The following is a 16,194-nucleotide window of genomic DNA, read 5'->3' as shown; positions in this document are numbered from 1 at the left end:
GAGAAGGTCAGTCGCGCTCGTATCTGGCGGCAATCGCCCGCAATCTTGCGCCAAATTGCGCCCCGCCTCAAAACATCGACAAGAAATTTCGCGGCCATATCTGCATCTTGCGGTCGCTTGACGGCCGAGATGCCGGGTTGGGTTCGAGGCCCGATGAATTGGCGCTGTGCCGGCCGCGCGGATGTGCAAATATCCACCACCGGGCAACATGGGAGGACGATGGTCATGACCGATGCTGGGATGTTGCGGTTTCATGTGCCGGAGCCGGAAGTGCGGCCGGGCGGAACGCCCGACTTCTCCAACGTGCCTATCCCCAAGGCGGGCTCGGTGCCGCGACCGGACATCGATGTCGATCCGCGCACCATCCGCGACATGGCGTTTTCGATCATCCGTGTGCTCAACCGCACCGCTGAGGCGGTCGGGCCGTGGGCCGGGCTGCTCACCGACGAGGAGCTGCTCGAGGGGTTGCGCCACATGATGACGCTGCGCAGCTTCGATGCGCGCATGCAGATGGCGCAGCGCCAGGGCAAGACCTCGTTCTACATGCAGCATCTGGGCGAAGAGGCGGTGAGCTGCGCTTTCCGCAAGGCGCTGGCGCCAGGCGACATGAATTTCCCGACCTATCGGCAGGCCGGCCTGCTCATCGCCGACGGCTATCCGATGGTCACGATGATGAACCAGATTTATTCCAACGAGGCCGATCCGCTCAAAGGGCGGCAATTGCCGATCATGTATTCGTCGAAGGAGCATGGCTTCTTCTCGATCTCCGGCAATCTGGCGACGCAATACATCCAGGCGGTCGGCTGGGCGATGGCTTCCGCTATCAGCAACGATTCGAAAATCGCGGCGGCGTGGATCGGCGACGGCTCGACGGCCGAATCCGATTTCCATTCCGCACTGGTGTTCGCCTCGACCTACAAGGCGCCGGTCATCCTCAATGTCGTCAACAACCAGTGGGCGATCTCGACGTTTCAAGGCATTGCGCGCGGCGGTTCCGGCACCTTTGCCGCGCGCGGCCTCGGCTTCGGTATTCCGGCGTTGCGCGTCGACGGCAACGACTATCTCGCCGTTCATGCCGTGGCCAAATGGGCGGCGGAGCGGGCGCGCCAGAATCTCGGCCCGACGCTGATCGAATACGTGACCTACCGTGCCGGCGCGCATTCGAGCTCGGACGATCCGTCTGCCTATCGGCCGAAGACGGAATCCGACGCCTGGCCGCTCGGTGATCCGGTGATGCGGCTGAAGAACCATCTGATCCTGCGCGGGGTCTGGTCGGATGAGCGCCATGCCCAGGCGGAAGCCGAAATCCTCGACACGGTGATCGCGGCGCAGAAGGAAGCTGAAGGCCACGGCACGCTGCATGCCGGCGGCAAGCCGTCGACGCGCGAGATGTTCGAGGGCGTGTTTGCCGAGATGCCGCCGCATCTCAGGCGCCAGCGCCAGCAGGCGGGAGTCTGACCATGCCGAGACGGACCATGATCGAGGCGATCCGCGACGCCATGGACGTGTCGATGGCGCGCGACGAACGCGTCATCGTCTATGGCGAGGATGTCGGCTTCTTCGGGGGTGTCTTCCGCTGCACGGCAGGCCTGCAAGCGAAGTACGGCAAGAGCCGCTGCTTCGATGCGCCGATCAACGAATCCGGCATTGTCGGCTCCGCCATCGGCATGGCCGCCTATGGGCTGAAGCCATGCGTGGAAATTCAGTTTGCCGACTACATGTACCCGGCTTACGACCAGCTGACGCAGGAAGCAGCACGCCTGCGCTACCGCTCGAACGGCGATTTCACCTGCCCGATCGTTGTCCGCATGCCGACCGGCGGCGGCATTTTTGGCGGCCAGACGCACAGCCAGAGCCCGGAAGCGCTGTTCACCCATGTGTCGGGGCTGAAGACGGTGGTGCCGTCCAATCCTCATGATGCCAAGGGGCTGCTGATCGCCGCGATCGAGGATCCCGATCCGGTGATTTTTCTGGAGCCGAAGCGGCTCTATAACGGACCGTTCGATGGCCATCACGACCGACCGGTGACGCCATGGTCGAAGCATGAACTGGGCGAGGTCGCCGACGGCCATTACACGGTGCCGCTCGGCAAGGCGGCGATCCGCCGGGCGGGCTCGGCCGTCACCGTGCTCGCCTACGGCACCATGGTCTATGTCGCGCAGGCGGCCGTGGAAGAAACCGGCATCGATGCCGAGATCATCGATTTGCGGACCCTGCTGCCGCTCGATCTCGACGCGATAGTCGCTTCGGTGAAGAAGACCGGACGCTGCGTCGTCGTGCACGAGGCGACACTGACCTCCGGCTTCGGCGCCGAGCTGTCGGCGCTGGTGCAGGAAAATTGTTTTTACCATCTGGAAGCGCCGGTGGCGCGCGTCACCGGTTGGGACACGCCCTACCCGCATGCGCAGGAATGGGATTATTTCCCGGGGCCGGCCCGTGTCGGCCGCGCGCTTCTCGAAACCATGGGAGCCTAGGGATGGGCGAACACATCATCAAGCTGCCCGATGTCGGCGAAGGCGTTGCCGAGGCGGAGCTGGTGGAATGGCACGTCAAGGTCGGCGACCTCGTGCGCGAGGACGCTTTGCTCGCCGCCGTGATGACCGACAAGGCGACGGTGGAAATACCTTCGCCGGTCGATGGCGAGATCCTGTGGCTGGGCGCCGAGATCGGCGACACGGTGGCGATCGGCTCGCCCATCGTGCGGCTGAAAGTGGCGGGGGAGGGCAATGTCGCCGAAGGCTCGAAATCGTCAGAGGTCACGGCGGCACCGACCCCCACCCCTGCCGGGGCGAGCCACGGGTCTCGCCCGTCCTCCGGACCCCCACAAGAGGGAGGCGTTTCGGCGACGAAATCCGACGCCAAGTCGCCACCACCTGCACCAGCAGCCAAAAGCGCACGGGCAGCTGAGACTGAATCCCCCTCCCCCTTGTGGGGAGGGGCTAAGGGTGGGGGTGCTGCGCCGACATCTAAAGGTGCGGCACCCTCCGGCGCGCCGCGCCCGGAGGGCGAAAAGCCCCTGGCGTCGCCCGCCATCCGGCTCAGGGCGAAGGAGGCGGGGATCGATCTGCGCCAGGTGTCGGGTACCGGCCCTGCCGGCCGCATCAGCCACGAAGATATCGAGGCATTCCTGGCACGCGGACCGCAGGTAGCGAAGGCGTCGGGTCTGGCGCGCAATGACAGCGTCGAGGATATCAAGGTCATCGGACTGCGGCGCAAGATCGCCGAAAAAATGTCGCTGGCGAAGTCACGCATCCCGCACATCACCTATGTCGAGGAGATCGACGTCACAGCACTTGAGGAGTTGCGCGCGGCGCTCAACAAGGAAAAGCGCAAGGGTGTGGAGAGGCCGAAGCTGACGCTGCTGCCGTTCCTGATGCGGGCGATGGTCAAGGCGATTGCCGACCAGCCCAACATTAACGCGCTGTTCGACGACGAGGCCGGCATCATCCATCAGCATGGCGGCGTCCATATCGGCATTGCCGCGCAGACGCCGTCGGGCCTGGTGGTGCCGGTGGTCAAGCACGCCGAGGCGCGCGACCTCTGGGATTGCGCGGCCGAGCTCAACCGCCTGGCCGAAGCGGCGAAGTCCGGCACGGCCAGCCGCGACGAGCTGTCGGGATCGACCATCACCATCACCTCGCTCGGCGCCATGGGCGGCGTGGCGACGACGCCGGTCATCAATCATCCTGAGGTGGCGATCGTCGGCGTCAACAAGATGATGGTGCGGCCGGTCTGGGACGGCACCCAGTTCATCCCGCGCAAGATGATGAACCTGTCATCGAGCTTCGATCACCGGGTGGTCGACGGCTGGGATGCGGCGGTGTTTGTGCAGCGGATCAAGGCGCTGATTGAGACGCCAGCGCTGATATTCGTGGATTGAGGGGCGGAACGACCGAGATGACGGCGGGACAGCGCCCCCCTCTGCCTTACCAGGCATTTCCCCCACAAGGGGGGAGATTGGACGTCACGCAGGGTTTCGCCAATCTCCATCGTTGCAGGAATGAGCGAAGCGAAGAAGCTGCTGATCTCCCCCCTCGAGGGGGAGATGTCCGGCAGGACAGAGGGGGGCGCGAAGGATCGCGACGGAACATTCCCTCGCATCAAAGGGTCACGCCATGAAAGAAATCTCCTGCAAGCTGCTGGTCATCGGCGCCGGGCCCGGCGGCTACGTCTGCGCTATCCGTGCCGGCCAGCTCGGCATCGATACGGTGATCGTTGAAGCCGGCAAACCGGGCGGCACCTGTCTCAATGTCGGCTGCATCCCGTCCAAGGCGATGATCCATGCGGCGGAAGAGTTCGAGAAGGTCGCGCATATGGCCGGCGGCAGCAGTCCGCTCGGCATCTCGGTAGCAGCGCCCGTGCTCGATCTCGGCAAGACGGTTGCGTGGAAGGACGGCATTGTTAGCCGGCTGACCGGGGGCGTTGCCGGGCTACTGAAGAAGGCCAAGGTCAAGACCGTCTATGGCTGGGCGACGTTCCGCGACGGCAAGACCGTCGCGGTCGAGACCGAGACCGGCACCCAGATCATCCGCGCCGAAACGGTTGTGATCGCCACCGGCTCGGCGACGGTGGAACTGCCGTTCCTGCCGTTCGGCGGCCCGGTGATTTCATCCACAGAAGCGCTGGCTCTCGGCGAGGTGCCGAAAAAGCTCGCCGTGGTCGGCGGCGGCTATATCGGGCTGGAACTCGGCATGGCGTTCGCCAAAATGGGCGCCGCGGTGACCGTGGTCGAGGCGCTGCCGCGCGTGCTGGCGCAGTATGATGCGGAACTGACCCGGCCGGTGGTGAAACGGCTGGCCCAGCTCGGCGTCGAGGTGATGCTTGGCGCCAAGGCCAAGGGGGTCAAGGGCGACGCGCTGCTGGTCGAGACCGCGGACGGCAAGAGCACCAAAATCGCGGCAGACAAGATCCTGGTCACGGTCGGCCGCAAGCCGGTGACGGAGGGCTGGGGCCTCGATCAGATCGATCTCGACATGGCCGGCAAGTTCATCAAGATCGAGGACCAGTGCCGCACCTCAATGCGCGGCATCTATGCCATTGGCGACGTCACCGGCGAGCCGATGCTGGCGCACCGGGCGATGGCGCAAGGCGAAATGGTGGCCGAGATCGTCGCCGGCCACAAGCGCAGCTGGGACAAGCGCTCGATCCCGGCCGTCTGCTTCACCGATCCGGAGCTGGTGACGGCAGGGCTAACGCCGGAGGAGGCGAAGGCTTCAGGCGAAATCAAGATCGGCCAGTTCCCCTTCGCCGCCAACGGCCGGGCGATGACGAAACTCGGCGAGGACGGGTTTGTTCGTGTTGTCGCCCGCGCGGACAACCATCTGGTGCTGGGCATCCAGGCGGTCGGGCAAGGCGTGTCGGAACTGGCGGCGGCATTCGGCCTGGCGCTGGAAATGGGCGCGCGGCTGGAGGATATCGCCGGCACTATCCATGCGCATCCGACGCAAGGCGAAGGCTTCCAGGAAGCGGCGCTGAAGGCGCTGGGCCACGCGCTGCATATTTGAAGTGCGCTTACCCTCCCCCTTGTGGGGAGGGTCGATCCGCGTAGCGGAGCGGGGTGGGGGTCCTCGCCGACCGTCAGCGCTCAGCCCCCCCCCCCGGGGGCCCCGCCGGGGGGGGCCGGCCCCCCGCCGCCGCCCCCCCCCCCCCCGGGGGGGGGGGGGGGGTCCGCGCCGACCGGCAGCGCCCACCCCCACCCCGTCCCGCCAGCTCCGCGGCGCCCCGCCCGCGCGCCGACCCTCCCCACAAGGGGGAGGGTGGCCGCTCAGCCGTCGGTTGTCGCAGATCAGCGGAATGTACTAAGTGTCGGTCCATGGACACCGGCCTGAAGAAATACATCGCCATACGCTACAACATCGCCGCTGGCTTCAAGCCAAGCCAGTGGGACGGAAAGGGCCGCGCCAATCTCGACCCGGTCTGGCTGGTCGAGCGCCTGGCGTTGTTCGACACCTATTGCGCGTCGTCGCTCGAAGGCCAGTCGCTGAAGGATTTTACCGTCCTTCTGGCGTTCGATGCCGATACGCACGAGAACTATATTCGCACCGTGTGCAGCTGCGTGGCCGGTGTCGACGTCAGGCCGATCCTTGTCGAGGCGGGCGAGGATTACAATGATCGCTTCAATGCCTTCGTCCAGGCCGATACCGATGCCGACTATGTTTCGCTCACGCGGCTCGACAGCGACGACGCGCTGGCGCCGACCTTCATGGAGCGCGTCGAGCACTACGCGCGCCGGGAGATCGAAAAGCGTGTGGTGGACCTGCAGCCGCTCTACATTGCCTTTCCGGACGGCCAGAATTTCGACACGGCAAGCGGACGCTACACGCACCACGACTATGTCACGTCGGCGTTCGGCACGCTGGTCGAAAGGAGATCGCCGGCGATGAGCGGCGTCTACAGCGAGCACCACGCAAAAATGGCGACGCGCTTCAACACCGTCGTGGCGGCATCGAAGGGCGCGCAATGGTGCATCGTCATCCATGACAACAACGCCGCCAACGTGTTGAGGGGGAAGCCGGTCTCGGGGCCCTCCTTCACGGTGGGCCGACCGGGTGTCGAACCCAAGGTGCCAGCGCGAAGGCAAAGCGCGCCACGACAGGCGACGCAGCCCCGCATGGCGCCGCGGACCGCAGGCAACTTCATCCGGTTTCTGCTCGGACGACCGATGGCTCTGCGGAAGTAGCGGGCGCTTCACCCTCCCCCTTGTGGGGAGGGTCGATCGCGGAGCGGAGCGGGGTGGGGGTCCTCGCCAACCGTCGGCGCTCACCCCCACCCCGTCTCGCCATCTCCGCTTCGCTCCGATTGCGCGCCGACCCTCCCCACAAGGGGGAGGGTGAAGTAGCTCAGCTTGCCAGCCGGCTTACCATCTCGTGCTGCGCATAAGCGCGCCCAAAACGATTGGCGAGAAACGCATCCAGCGCGATGTTTTCCTGCTTGACGAAGCCGGTCGCCGGCAAGGTGCCGTCGGCCAGCATGTCGAGCACGGCGCAGATGCCGGAGGCGGTGGTGATCTGGATTGCGCTGCGCACCTGGTTGCCGATGCGCTGCGAATAGATCTTGTTGGCGTAGGTTTCCTGCAGCAGGCGGCCATTGCGGCGGCCCGAGACGGTGACGAAGACGATGACCACATCCTGCAGCGTTGCCGGCAGGGCGCTCTCGAAGATATCCTTCAGCACGTCGCGGCGGTGGCGCAGGCCGAGGTCGTTGAGCAGCGCCTTCATGATCGCCGCGTGGCCGGGATAGCGGATGGTGCGGTAGTTCAGCGTGCGCACCTTGCCCTTCAGCGTCTCGGCCAGCGTGCCGAGACCGCCGGAGGTGTTGAAGGCCTCATAGGTGACGCCGTCGAGCGAGAACTCTTCGCGCTCCTCCAGCGGCGGTACCTCGATCAGCTCGCCCTCGACGATCGCCTCGCAGGGTTCGCAATATTCGTTGATGACGCCGTCGGTGCTCCAGGTCAGATTGTAGTTCAGCGCATTGGACGGGTATTGCGGCAGCGCGCCGACGCGCATGCGAACGCTTTCCAGCGTGTCGAAGCGGCTGGCGAGATCATTGGCGACGATCGAGATGAAGCCCGGCGCAAGGCCGCATTGCGGAATGAAGGCGCTCTTGCCCGAACGCGCCAGTTCCTTGACGCGGCGGGTGGAGACGACGTCCTCGGTCAAATCGAGATAGTGTACGCCGGTGGCGGCCGCGGCCTCGGCGATGCGAGTGGTCAAATGGAAGGGGGCGGCGCTGAGCACGGCGAAGGCGCCGGCAAGGGCGGCCTCGAGTGCGCCCGGCGCTGCGATATCGAGCTCCAGCCCCTCGACGCCGGCGGGAAGTTCGGCCGCGGCAAGCTGCGCCGCCGCGCGGTCGACAACGGTGACGTGGTAGTCGCCGCTGTCGGCGAGCATGCCTGCAATGGTCGAGCCGATCTTGCCGGCGCCGACGACGATGATTTTCTTCATGACCTTGCCCCTCGTGAAAACTCCTTGGCCCAGACCGCCGCGCGGTGGACGCTATGCCTTCAAGAATCGCAGCTTGCCTGCCGAAAGGAAGCGTGAAACTGTTCGAAACGAACCCCACAATTGATCAATACGCCGATAAAGTTCGTCGAAATGCTCACTGACGCCGAACAAAAACTGCTTTCCCTGCTGCGCGCCAATGCCCGCGCATCGACCACTGAGCTGGCGCGCCAGCTCGGCGCTTCGCGCACGACGGTGCAGAGCCGGATCGAGCGGCTGGAACAGCGCGGCATCATCATCGGCTATGGCGTGCGGATGGCGCCGGACTACGAGCAGGGGCTGGTGCGGGCGCATGTGCTGCTCACCGTCACGCCCAAGCTCGCCGACAAGGTGGTGCGGGCGCTGCAGGCGCTGCCGCCGGTGAGGACGCTGCATTCGGTGAGCGGCAATTTCGACATGATCGTCATCGTCGACGCGCCGTCGATCAGGGATCTGGATGCGTTGCTGGACGAGATCGGCGCGATGGACGGGGTCGAGCGGACGTCGTCGTCGATAATTTTGTCGACCCGGATTGATCGGTAGGTGGGACGCATGGAGCTGCTAATCTCCCCCCTTGCGGGGGAGATGGCCGGCAGGCCAGAGGGGTCGGTTCGACTGGGCTCGGCCTACCTGCCGCTGCAGAAGGAGGTTAGCGCTCCACGCGAGGCGACCCCCTCTGTCGCCTTCGGCGACATCTCCCCCTCAAGGGGGGAGATTAGCTGCTAAGCCCTGCGCCGTTCCGGCCCGCTATCCAGCCACGCCACATCCTCCGCCGACAGCTTGATATCCAGCGCCTTCAAGCTGTCCTCCAACTCGTCCAGCGTGCGCGGGCCGATCAACGGCACCGAGGGAAAAGGCTGCGCCAGCACATAGGCGAGCGCGATGTGGATCGGACTTTTGCCCAGGCGCTGCGCCAGCTCGATGGCGCGGTCGCGGCGGCCGAAATTTTTCTCGGAATACCAGACCCGCACCAGCTCCTCATTGTCCTGCTTGTCGCGGCCGGCGCGGTCGGTGAAGAAGCCGCGGCCCTGGCTCGACCAGGCGAAGTTGGGCATCTGCCTTTTCGTCAACCAGGATTTCCAGTCGTCGGTGGACGAGGTGATGCAGCCGGCCCAGATCGGCTCCAGCATCTCGGCCAGCGAGAAATTGTTGGAGAGCACGCCGGGCTTCTGCTTGCCGGTGCGCTCGGCATAGGCAATCGCCTCGTCCATGCGCGCCATCGTCCAGTTCGAGCCGCCGAACGGGCCACGGATGCGGCCGGCCTTGACCTCGCCGTCCATGGCATCGACGAATTCGCCGACCGGCACATCCGCGTTGTCGCGGTGCATGAAATAGAGGTCGACATGGTCGGTCTGCAGCCGGTCCAACGACTGGGCGAGCTGCTTGCCGATGACATCGGGATAGCAGAGCGGCGAGTGCGCGCCCTTGGCGATGATCACCGACTGCTCGCGCACGCCGCGATTCCTGAGCCACTGGCCAAGCAGCGTTTCGGTGTAGCCGGCGCCGTAGACATAGCCGGTATCGAACAGATTGCCGCCGGTCTCGAAGAAGGCGTCGAGCAGGATTGCGCCCGACGAGAAGGTGCGGAAATCCTCGAAGCCGAGCGCCACCACGGAGGCCGGCTTCGACAGGCCCGGAATCTTGCGCTTGCCAATGGCCGTGCCGCCGGTGCGCAGCGGCCGGCCCGAAATGGTGTTGGTTCGCTTAGCCGGCTTTTCGATCTCATATTCGAGCCCGACGGCGGCGCGCCATCTGTCGAGGACGCGCAGCGTGCCGAGGCTGTCGGCCCAGCTCATGCCCGGCCAGGCGAACTCCTGTTTGCCGGCCAGGATCGCCTCGCCGGCGGCGTCGACCTCGAAGGAATAGAGATGGCGGGTTTCGTTGACGCTGATGGTATCGCGCGTGTCGTCGGCGAGGATTACATCGATCCGGCCAGGGCCGCCATCGCGGTTGCCGCCGCCGGCGAACCAGAAATCCGGCACTTCGATGCGGCCCTTGGTGCCGAGGATGCGCAGCACATTGTCCTGTTTGAGCGAGATGCTGCAGGATACCTCGGCGACGATGCCACCGGGAAAATGCAGCAGCGCCGAGGCCCATTCGTCGACGCCGGACTTGCCGAGATGGGCGGTGCCGACAACCTTGTCCGGCTCGGCGAAGGGTTTTCCAGTCGCAGCCCCGGCAATCAGCCGCACCATCGAGACGGGATAGCCGCCGACATCGAGGATGCCGCCGCCGGCGAGATCGTTGGCGTAGAGCCGGTGCTCGGGCATGAAGCCCGGCATGGCGAAGCCGAAGCTCGACTTCATCAGCCTGACATCGCCAATGACGCCCGACTTGATGAGTTCCACCAGCTTCGCCGTCTGCGGGTGCAGCCGGTACATGAACGCTTCGCCGAGGAAGGTGCCGGCCTTGCGCGCAGCATGGATCATGGCGTCGGCCTCGAAGGCGGTCAGCGCCAGCGGCTTTTCGCACAGCACATGCTTGCCGGCTTCCGCCGCCTTGATTGCCCATTCGGCATGGCCGGGATGCGGGATGGCGATATAGACGGCATCGACCTCGGGGTCGGCGAGCAGCGCGTCGTAACCGTCGAGGATGCGGGCGCCGGGAAACGTCTCGGCCAGGCCTGCCTTGCCGGGATTGCGGGCGCCGAGCGCCACGATCGTGCCGGTGCGCGAGCCTGCCACGCCGCGGGCGAACGCTTTGGCGATGTCGCCGGGCCCGAGTATCCCCCAGCGGATGGGCGCGGTTGCAGTCATGGTCATTCTCCTTGCAAGGCTGGAAGCGCTCAGCGCAGCCGCTGGCCATTTTCATCGAACAGATAGGATTTGCGGATGGACACGGTGATCTCCTGGGTGTCGGGGACCTTTGCCGCGTCGCGCTGGATCACCAGGTCTTCGCCATGGGCGGTCCTGGCATAGATGAAGCTGGTGCCGCCGAGATGCTCGACCACGTCGATGCCGACTGTGAGGTCGGCGTCGCCTTCGCCGCCATTGCCGAAATGTTCGGGCCGCACGCCGACAATGACCTTGGCTCCTGTTTGCGGCACGGCGCCGGTCAACGGTTGCATAATGCGGGTCATTTCCTCGCCCACCAGCTCGACGGTGACGCTGCTCATGTTGCGCCCGACGACGCGGCCCTTGATGAAATTCATCTTCGGCGAGCCGACAAAGCCGGCGACGAACTGGTTGTCGGGATTGTCGTAGAGATCGAGCGGCCTGCCGATCTGCTCGACATGGCCACCGCGCAGCACGACGATCCGGTCGGCCAGCGTCATCGCCTCGGTCTGGTCGTGGGTGACATAGATCATCGTTGTGCCGAGTTCCTTGTGCAGGCGCGAGATCTCGACCCGCATCTGGACGCGCAGCTCGGCGTCGAGATTGCTCAACGGCTCGTCGAACAGGAAGACTTGCGGTTCGCGCACGATGGCGCGGCCAATGGCGACGCGTTGGCGCTGGCCGCCGGACAATTGCCTCGGCCGCCGCGCCATCAACTCTGTGATGCGCAGGATTTCGGAGGCCCGCTTCACCCGCCGCTCGGTGTCCTCCTTGGGGTTGCCGGTCATCCTGAGACCAAAGCTCAGATTCTGCTCCACGCTCATGTGCGGGTAGAGCGCGTAGGACTGGAACACCATGGCGATGCCGCGCTCGGCCGGCTCGACATCGTTCATCACCTTGCCGCCAATGGCGATCTCGCCGCCGCTGATATCCTCCAGCCCGGCGATCATCCTGAGCAGCGTCGATTTTCCACAACCCGACGGGCCGACAAAGACGACGAACTCGCCATCGGCGATATCGATGTTGGCGCCATGGATGATCTCATAGACGCCGAAGCGTTTTACGACATTGGTGAGGGTGACTGCCGCCATATCGCTGTTGTCCCTACTTGACGGCACCGGCGGCGATGCCGGCGATGAAATGGCGCTGCAGCAGCACGAAGACGACCAGCATCGGTACGGTCAGCATGACGGCGCCGGCCATGATGCCGCCCCATGAGACCTTGGTCAGGCCGATCAGCGTGCCGAGCGCCACAGGGGCCGTCATCGCGCCGGGCTGGCTGTTGATCAAAAGCGGCCAGAGATAATTGTTCCACGAGGCTAGGAACAGGATGATGGCGAGTGCGGCCAGCATCGGCCGCGCCAGCGGCAAAGCGACGAACAGGAAGATACGCCATTCCTTGACGCCCTCGACACGTGCCGCGTCGAAAAGGTCGGCCGGCATCATCGAGAAAGCCTGGCGCATGAACAGCACGCCCAGCGAATTGAACAAGGGTGGCACGATCAACGCAATCCAGGTGTTGGCGAGCCGGAAGTCGCGCGCCACCATGATGAATTGCGGGATCAGCACCACCGCATAGGGCAGCGTGATGGTGCCGAGGATGATCGCCACCACCGCGCCCTTGCCGAAGAACTGATAGCGGGCGAGCGCCCAGCCGGCCATCGAGGTCAGCAGCACCGAGAAGAAGGTGTAGGTCACCGCCACCGCCACCGAAATGCCGATGGCGCCGACGAAATTGGTGTCGCGCTGCAGGTTGTTGAAATTGTCGACGAAATTGCCGTGCGGCAGAAGCTCGATGCCGGGGCTGAAAATGCCGTTGTCGGGCATGGTCGAAAACACCACCATCATCCATAGCGGAAACAGCCAGATCACCGCCAGCGGCGTCAGGACCAGATGCAGCAGGACGCTGCGGCCGAGCCGGCGTTGCGACAGCGAACTCATTTCGGCTCTCTTGTTAGCCACAGCTGCACCAGCGTGATGGCGATGGCCAGCCCCGCCATGGTGTAGGCGACGGCCGAGGCGTAGCCGAAATTGAGCGAGCGAAAACCCTGGCGGTAGAGCAGCAGGCCAAGCGTCTCGGTGCCGCCGCCGGGGCCGCCGCGCTCCGTGATCAGGAACGGCTCGGTGAACAGCTGCATCGTGCCGATGATCGACAGCACGGCGCAAAACACGATGACCGGCTTGAGCAGCGGCAGCGTTATGTAGAAGAACTGCTTGAGCTTGCTGACGCGGTCGAGCGTCGCTGCTTCATAGACATCCTCGGGGATCGACTGCAGGCCGGCGAGCAGGATGATGGCGTTGTAGCCGGCCCAGCGCCAGGTCACCGCGATCATGATCAGCGCCATGGCCGGGGTGACGTTGGAGAACCAGTCGATCTTGGCCAGGCCGATGCCGGCGAGCAGCTTGTTGATGATGCCGAAATCGAGATTGAACATCAGCCGGAACACGGCGGAATAGGCGACCTCGCCGACCACCACCGGAGCGAAGAAGGCGAAGCGGTAGAGGCCACGTGCTTTCAGCAGCGGCGAGTTCAGCAGCACCGCCATGATGATCGCCAGCGAGATCATCACCGGCACCTGGATGACGAGGATGAGCAGCGTGTTCTTCAGCGCGTTGAAGAAAGCGGGGTCGCCGATCAGGCGGCCCCAGTTGAATGTCGGCGCAAAGCGCCAGGGCACCGTGCGCGTCGCCTGGAAGGAAATCATGAACGAGGAGATGATCGGCCACACCCAGAAGATGGCGAAGATCAGGAGGTAGGGCGTGAGGAAGCGATAGGCCGTGGCGTTCTGGTAGCGCATGGTTCCTCCTCCTTCCTCTTTCCCGGCTGATATCCGGCGTGTTGTTAGCCGGCGGACGCCGCCGGCAATTGGCGATCTGTTGGGCGAGAGCGTCCCTTTCCCCGTCACCATACGGGGAGAGGATGCCGGCAGGCAGGTGAGGGGCAGCGCCAACGGTCCGGCAAATTGCCCTATATCTGGCCCGCCAACATCTCCGCCTTCGTCACTTTACCGGCAATCCAGTCGCCGCCGCGATCTGGCTGGCGGCGTCGTCGAGGGCGGCCTTGGCATCGGGATAGCCGCCGCCGAGATATTTGGTCTGCACGGCGCGCATGATGATTTCGGCGTCGCTCTGGAACGGCGTGCCGCGGCTCGGCACCACCTTGGGCAGCGTGGCGAGAATGTCCTTCCACACTGCCTGGCCGCCCCAATAGGGCAGGCCTTGCGAGACATAGGGATCGTCGAGCGCCGAGATCAGTGACGGCACCAGGCCGAAATCCCTGAGCATGGTGATCTGGCCCTCATTGGTCTCGAGCGTGTATTTCAGATAGGCGTAGGCGGCCTCCTTGTTCTTCGAGGCCGAGGTGATGGCGAGCGACGAGCCGCCGAGATTGGCGGCGCGCGGGCCGTCGGCGGTCAGGCTCGGCATCAGATAGACACCCCATTTGCCGTTTTCGCCGGCCGATTCGGTGCGGATGGTGCCCTCATACCAGCCGCCATAGACCTGGGTGGCGACGGTCCCGGCGGTGTTGTTGGTGATCTTGGTGCCCCAGTCGGCCGACGAGATGATGCCGGCGTCCTTCATGTCCTTGATCTTGGCCAGCGTGTCGACGCATTTCGGCTGGTTGACGGTGATCGACTGCCCATCGGCGGCGAAATAGCCGCAGCCCTGTTCGTTGGAAATCATGCGGAAGAATTCGGTGTCGCCGTTGAAATCGGCATTGGTCATGGTGACGCCGGGATTGGCGGCCTGGACCTTCTTGCCGGCGGCGATGAAATCGTCCCAAGTCTTGATCGAGGCCGGATCGACGCCGGCCTTCTCGTAGAAGTCGCGGCGGTAGAAGGCGGCGACCGGGCCGGAATCCCACGGCATGGCATAGGCCTTGTCGCCGACCTCCAGTTCGGTGCGCTTGAAGTCCGGGAATTTCTTCTGGTCGTCGGCGGTGTAGCCCAGCGTGTGCAAATCGACGAAGCAATCGGGGAACTGGCTCCAGTAATTCTCGGCCTCGCCGTTTTCGATCGAGACGATATCGGGCAGGCCGACGCCGCCGGCCGCGCAGCCGGCGATCGACTTGTCATAGGTCGGCTGGTTGCCGAGATCCTGAACGGTGACCTTGACGTCGGGATGCTGTTTGTTGAAGCCGGACACCGTCGCCTTCAGCGACGAAGCGGCGATATTCCAGCTCCAGATCGTGATTTCGCCGGACTGCGCCAAAGCCGGGGTTGAGCCCAGGCCAAGCGCCAGCGCGGCACAGATCAGTGTCGTGCGCATTGAAATCCTCCCATTTCATTTGCTCTCTCTTCGCGAGCATGGCTAGACTAGGCGGCGCGGAAGGCTTGTCCCTGACAACGGGAATAAAAGATGGGCGGAAAGTAAGATGCCGGAACGGCCGTTTTACCAGCCTGGCGCCAGCAGCGTCGAAGGCCTGCCGATGGCTTTGCAGATGTTTCACAACCATCCGCTGGTGATGCTGAAGCCGCATTGGCATGCCCAGGTCGAGGTCAATTTCATCGTCCGCGGCAGCGTGCACTACCGCATGAACGAGCACGAGATCGCGCTCACGGCGGGCGACATGTGCCTGTTCTGGGGCGGGCTGCCGCACCAGATGGACGATCTCTCCGACGACGCCATCTATGCCGGCGCGCATCTGCCGCTGGTGCATTTCTTCCGCCTGCATCTGCCGACGGATGTCCGCCACAGGCTGATGACCGGCGCCACGCTGGTGACATCGGCGACCGACCAGGCCGACCATCACAATTTCGAGCGCTGGAACCGCTATTTCCGCTCGGGCGATGCGGCGATAACCGAGCACGCCGTGAACGAGCTGCTGCTGCGGTTGGAGCGGGTGCGCTTCGAGCCCTACCGGCTGGTGCCGGAAACCGCCATCGGCCAGGAACCCGGCGGCCCGTTCGACCAGCAATCGCTGCGCAATGTTGGTCGCATGTGCGACTTCATCGCCGAGAATTTCCTCTACGAGATAGACTGCGTCGACATCGCGGCGGCGGCCGACATCCATCCCAAATACGCCATGAGCACTTTCAAGAAGTCGACCGGCATGACGCTCAACGAATATATGAACCTGCTGCGGCTGAGCTATGCGCAGGCGCTGCTGATGCATGAAGACGCCAATGTGCTGCGCGTCGCCATGGATTCAGGCTTCGGCTCGCTCAGCGCCTTCAACAAATCCTTCCGCAAGCTGGCGGGGATGTCGCCCTCGGATTTTCGCCGGGGTGCGGTGGGCCGATAGGTTTTCTGGGATTTCGCATTCAACGGCTGCGACCATCGATCTGGAGAAAGTTGTCAGCGCCGGGGTATTTGAGGACCGGCTTCCCCCACTCCGTCGCTGCTTCGCAGCGCCACCTCTCCCCCTCCGGAGGGAGAGGAAGGGTGCTTTCCGGCAAAGGGCTCGCGCCTTTCCTCTCCCCCGTCGATCGGGGGAGAGG

General features: G+C 64.5%; 13 protein-coding genes. 7 read left to right on the top strand and 6 right to left on the bottom strand.

Annotated elements, in window-relative coordinates; all coding sequences use genetic code 11:
• Window positions 1–225: 225 nt before the first annotated feature.
• The 5 genes from NKH35_RS25425 to NKH35_RS25405 all read left to right on the top strand — a co-directional run bounded on the left by NKH35_RS25425 (window position 226) and on the right by NKH35_RS25405 (window position 6,679).
• Window positions 226–1,458 carry a 3-methyl-2-oxobutanoate dehydrogenase (2-methylpropanoyl-transferring) subunit alpha gene (locus NKH35_RS25425; RefSeq protein ID WP_352916789.1) on the top strand — a complete coding sequence of 411 codons (1,233 nt, stop codon included), beginning with the start codon at window positions 226–228 and terminating at the stop codon, window positions 1,456–1,458.
• 2 nt (window positions 1,459–1,460) lie between these two features.
• Window positions 1,461–2,474 carry an alpha-ketoacid dehydrogenase subunit beta gene (locus tag NKH35_RS25420; protein WP_023687603.1) on the top strand — a complete coding sequence of 338 codons (1,014 nt, stop codon included), beginning with the start codon at window positions 1,461–1,463 and terminating at the stop codon, window positions 2,472–2,474.
• A 2-nt stretch (window positions 2,475–2,476) separates the two neighbouring features.
• Entirely contained in the window at window positions 2,477–3,880 is a 1,404-nt protein-coding gene (locus NKH35_RS25415; protein WP_023687604.1) for a dihydrolipoamide acetyltransferase family protein, read from the top strand.
• A gap of 235 nt (window positions 3,881–4,115) precedes the next feature.
• Complete coding sequence (lpdA, locus tag NKH35_RS25410; RefSeq protein WP_352916787.1) at window positions 4,116–5,504, top strand: dihydrolipoyl dehydrogenase; 1,389 nt, start codon at window positions 4,116–4,118, stop codon at window positions 5,502–5,504.
• Window positions 5,505–5,812: 308 nt separating this feature from the next.
• Entirely contained in the window at window positions 5,813–6,679 is an 867-nt protein-coding gene (locus NKH35_RS25405) for a glycosyltransferase (protein WP_023707473.1), read from the top strand.
• A gap of 160 nt (window positions 6,680–6,839) precedes the next feature.
• Here NKH35_RS25405 and NKH35_RS25400 read toward each other — a convergent pair whose 3' ends face one another.
• Window positions 6,840–7,943 (bottom strand): saccharopine dehydrogenase family protein, encoded by a 1,104-nt coding sequence (locus tag NKH35_RS25400; RefSeq protein ID WP_023732826.1) that lies wholly within the window; start codon window positions 7,941–7,943, stop codon window positions 6,840–6,842.
• 150 nt (window positions 7,944–8,093) lie between these two features.
• Here NKH35_RS25400 and NKH35_RS25395 point away from each other — a divergent pair, with 150 nt between their 5' ends.
• Window positions 8,094–8,522, top strand: a complete 429-nt coding sequence (locus NKH35_RS25395) for an Lrp/AsnC family transcriptional regulator (protein WP_023732827.1) — start codon at window positions 8,094–8,096, stop codon at window positions 8,520–8,522.
• 179 nt (window positions 8,523–8,701) lie between these two features.
• Here the strand turns inward: NKH35_RS25395 and NKH35_RS25390 are convergent, their stop codons facing one another.
• The 5 genes from NKH35_RS25390 to NKH35_RS25370 all read right to left on the bottom strand — a co-directional run bounded on the left by NKH35_RS25390 (window position 8,702) and on the right by NKH35_RS25370 (window position 15,022).
• Window positions 8,702–10,735 carry an aldo/keto reductase gene (locus tag NKH35_RS25390; RefSeq protein ID WP_352916785.1) on the bottom strand — a complete coding sequence of 678 codons (2,034 nt, stop codon included), beginning with the start codon at window positions 10,733–10,735 and terminating at the stop codon, window positions 8,702–8,704.
• Between the two features lie 29 nt (window positions 10,736–10,764).
• Window positions 10,765–11,844 (bottom strand): ABC transporter ATP-binding protein, encoded by a 1,080-nt coding sequence (locus NKH35_RS25385; protein WP_023706780.1) that lies wholly within the window; start codon window positions 11,842–11,844, stop codon window positions 10,765–10,767.
• A gap of 13 nt (window positions 11,845–11,857) precedes the next feature.
• Complete coding sequence (locus tag NKH35_RS25380; RefSeq protein ID WP_352916783.1) at window positions 11,858–12,694, bottom strand: carbohydrate ABC transporter permease; 837 nt, start codon at window positions 12,692–12,694, stop codon at window positions 11,858–11,860.
• Entirely contained in the window at window positions 12,691–13,551 is an 861-nt protein-coding gene (locus NKH35_RS25375) for a carbohydrate ABC transporter permease (protein ID WP_023752837.1), read from the bottom strand. The genes NKH35_RS25380 and NKH35_RS25375 overlap by 4 nt, the downstream gene beginning before the upstream one ends.
• A 202-nt stretch (window positions 13,552–13,753) precedes the next feature.
• Entirely contained in the window at window positions 13,754–15,022 is a 1,269-nt protein-coding gene (locus tag NKH35_RS25370; RefSeq protein ID WP_352916781.1) for an ABC transporter substrate-binding protein, read from the bottom strand.
• Window positions 15,023–15,128: 106 nt separating this feature from the next.
• Between NKH35_RS25370 and NKH35_RS25365 the strand changes: the two genes are divergently transcribed.
• The gene (locus tag NKH35_RS25365) at window positions 15,129–15,998 is read left to right on the top strand and encodes a helix-turn-helix domain-containing protein (RefSeq protein WP_352916779.1); all 870 of its coding nucleotides are present in this window, start codon (window positions 15,129–15,131) and stop codon (window positions 15,996–15,998) included.
• Window positions 15,999–16,194: the final 196 nt, after the last annotated feature.

It is taken from the genome of Mesorhizobium sp. M1143 (genome assembly GCF_040318435.1).
In the GTDB taxonomy this organism is placed as follows: Bacteria; Pseudomonadota; Alphaproteobacteria; order Rhizobiales; family Rhizobiaceae; genus Mesorhizobium.
This window is presented reverse-complemented; position numbering and strand designations above follow the sequence as displayed.

Bases quoted from the DNA above. Each gene is read 5' to 3' on its own strand.
- NKH35_RS25395 (WP_023732827.1), top strand. From the start codon at position 8,094: ATGCTCACTGACGCCGAACAAAAACTGCTTTCCCTGCTGCGCGCCAAT.
- NKH35_RS25370 (WP_352916781.1), bottom strand. From the start codon at position 15,022: ATGCGCACGACACTGATCTGTGCCGCGCTGGCGCTTGGCCTGGGCTCA.
- NKH35_RS25385 (WP_023706780.1), bottom strand. From the start codon at position 11,844: ATGGCGGCAGTCACCCTCACCAATGTCGTAAAACGCTTCGGCGTCTAT.
- NKH35_RS25420 (WP_023687603.1), top strand. From the start codon at position 1,461: ATGCCGAGACGGACCATGATCGAGGCGATCCGCGACGCCATGGACGTG.
- lpdA (WP_352916787.1), top strand. From the start codon at position 4,116: ATGAAAGAAATCTCCTGCAAGCTGCTGGTCATCGGCGCCGGGCCCGGC.
- NKH35_RS25375 (WP_023752837.1), bottom strand. From the start codon at position 13,551: ATGCGCTACCAGAACGCCACGGCCTATCGCTTCCTCACGCCCTACCTC.
- NKH35_RS25380 (WP_352916783.1), bottom strand. From the start codon at position 12,694: ATGAGTTCGCTGTCGCAACGCCGGCTCGGCCGCAGCGTCCTGCTGCAT.
- NKH35_RS25425 (WP_352916789.1), top strand. From the start codon at position 226: ATGACCGATGCTGGGATGTTGCGGTTTCATGTGCCGGAGCCGGAAGTG.
- NKH35_RS25415 (WP_023687604.1), top strand. From the start codon at position 2,477: ATGGGCGAACACATCATCAAGCTGCCCGATGTCGGCGAAGGCGTTGCC.
- NKH35_RS25390 (WP_352916785.1), bottom strand. From the start codon at position 10,735: ATGACTGCAACCGCGCCCATCCGCTGGGGGATACTCGGGCCCGGCGAC.
- NKH35_RS25400 (WP_023732826.1), bottom strand. From the start codon at position 7,943: ATGAAGAAAATCATCGTCGTCGGCGCCGGCAAGATCGGCTCGACCATT.
- NKH35_RS25405 (WP_023707473.1), top strand. From the start codon at position 5,813: ATGGACACCGGCCTGAAGAAATACATCGCCATACGCTACAACATCGCC.
- NKH35_RS25365 (WP_352916779.1), top strand. From the start codon at position 15,129: ATGCCGGAACGGCCGTTTTACCAGCCTGGCGCCAGCAGCGTCGAAGGC.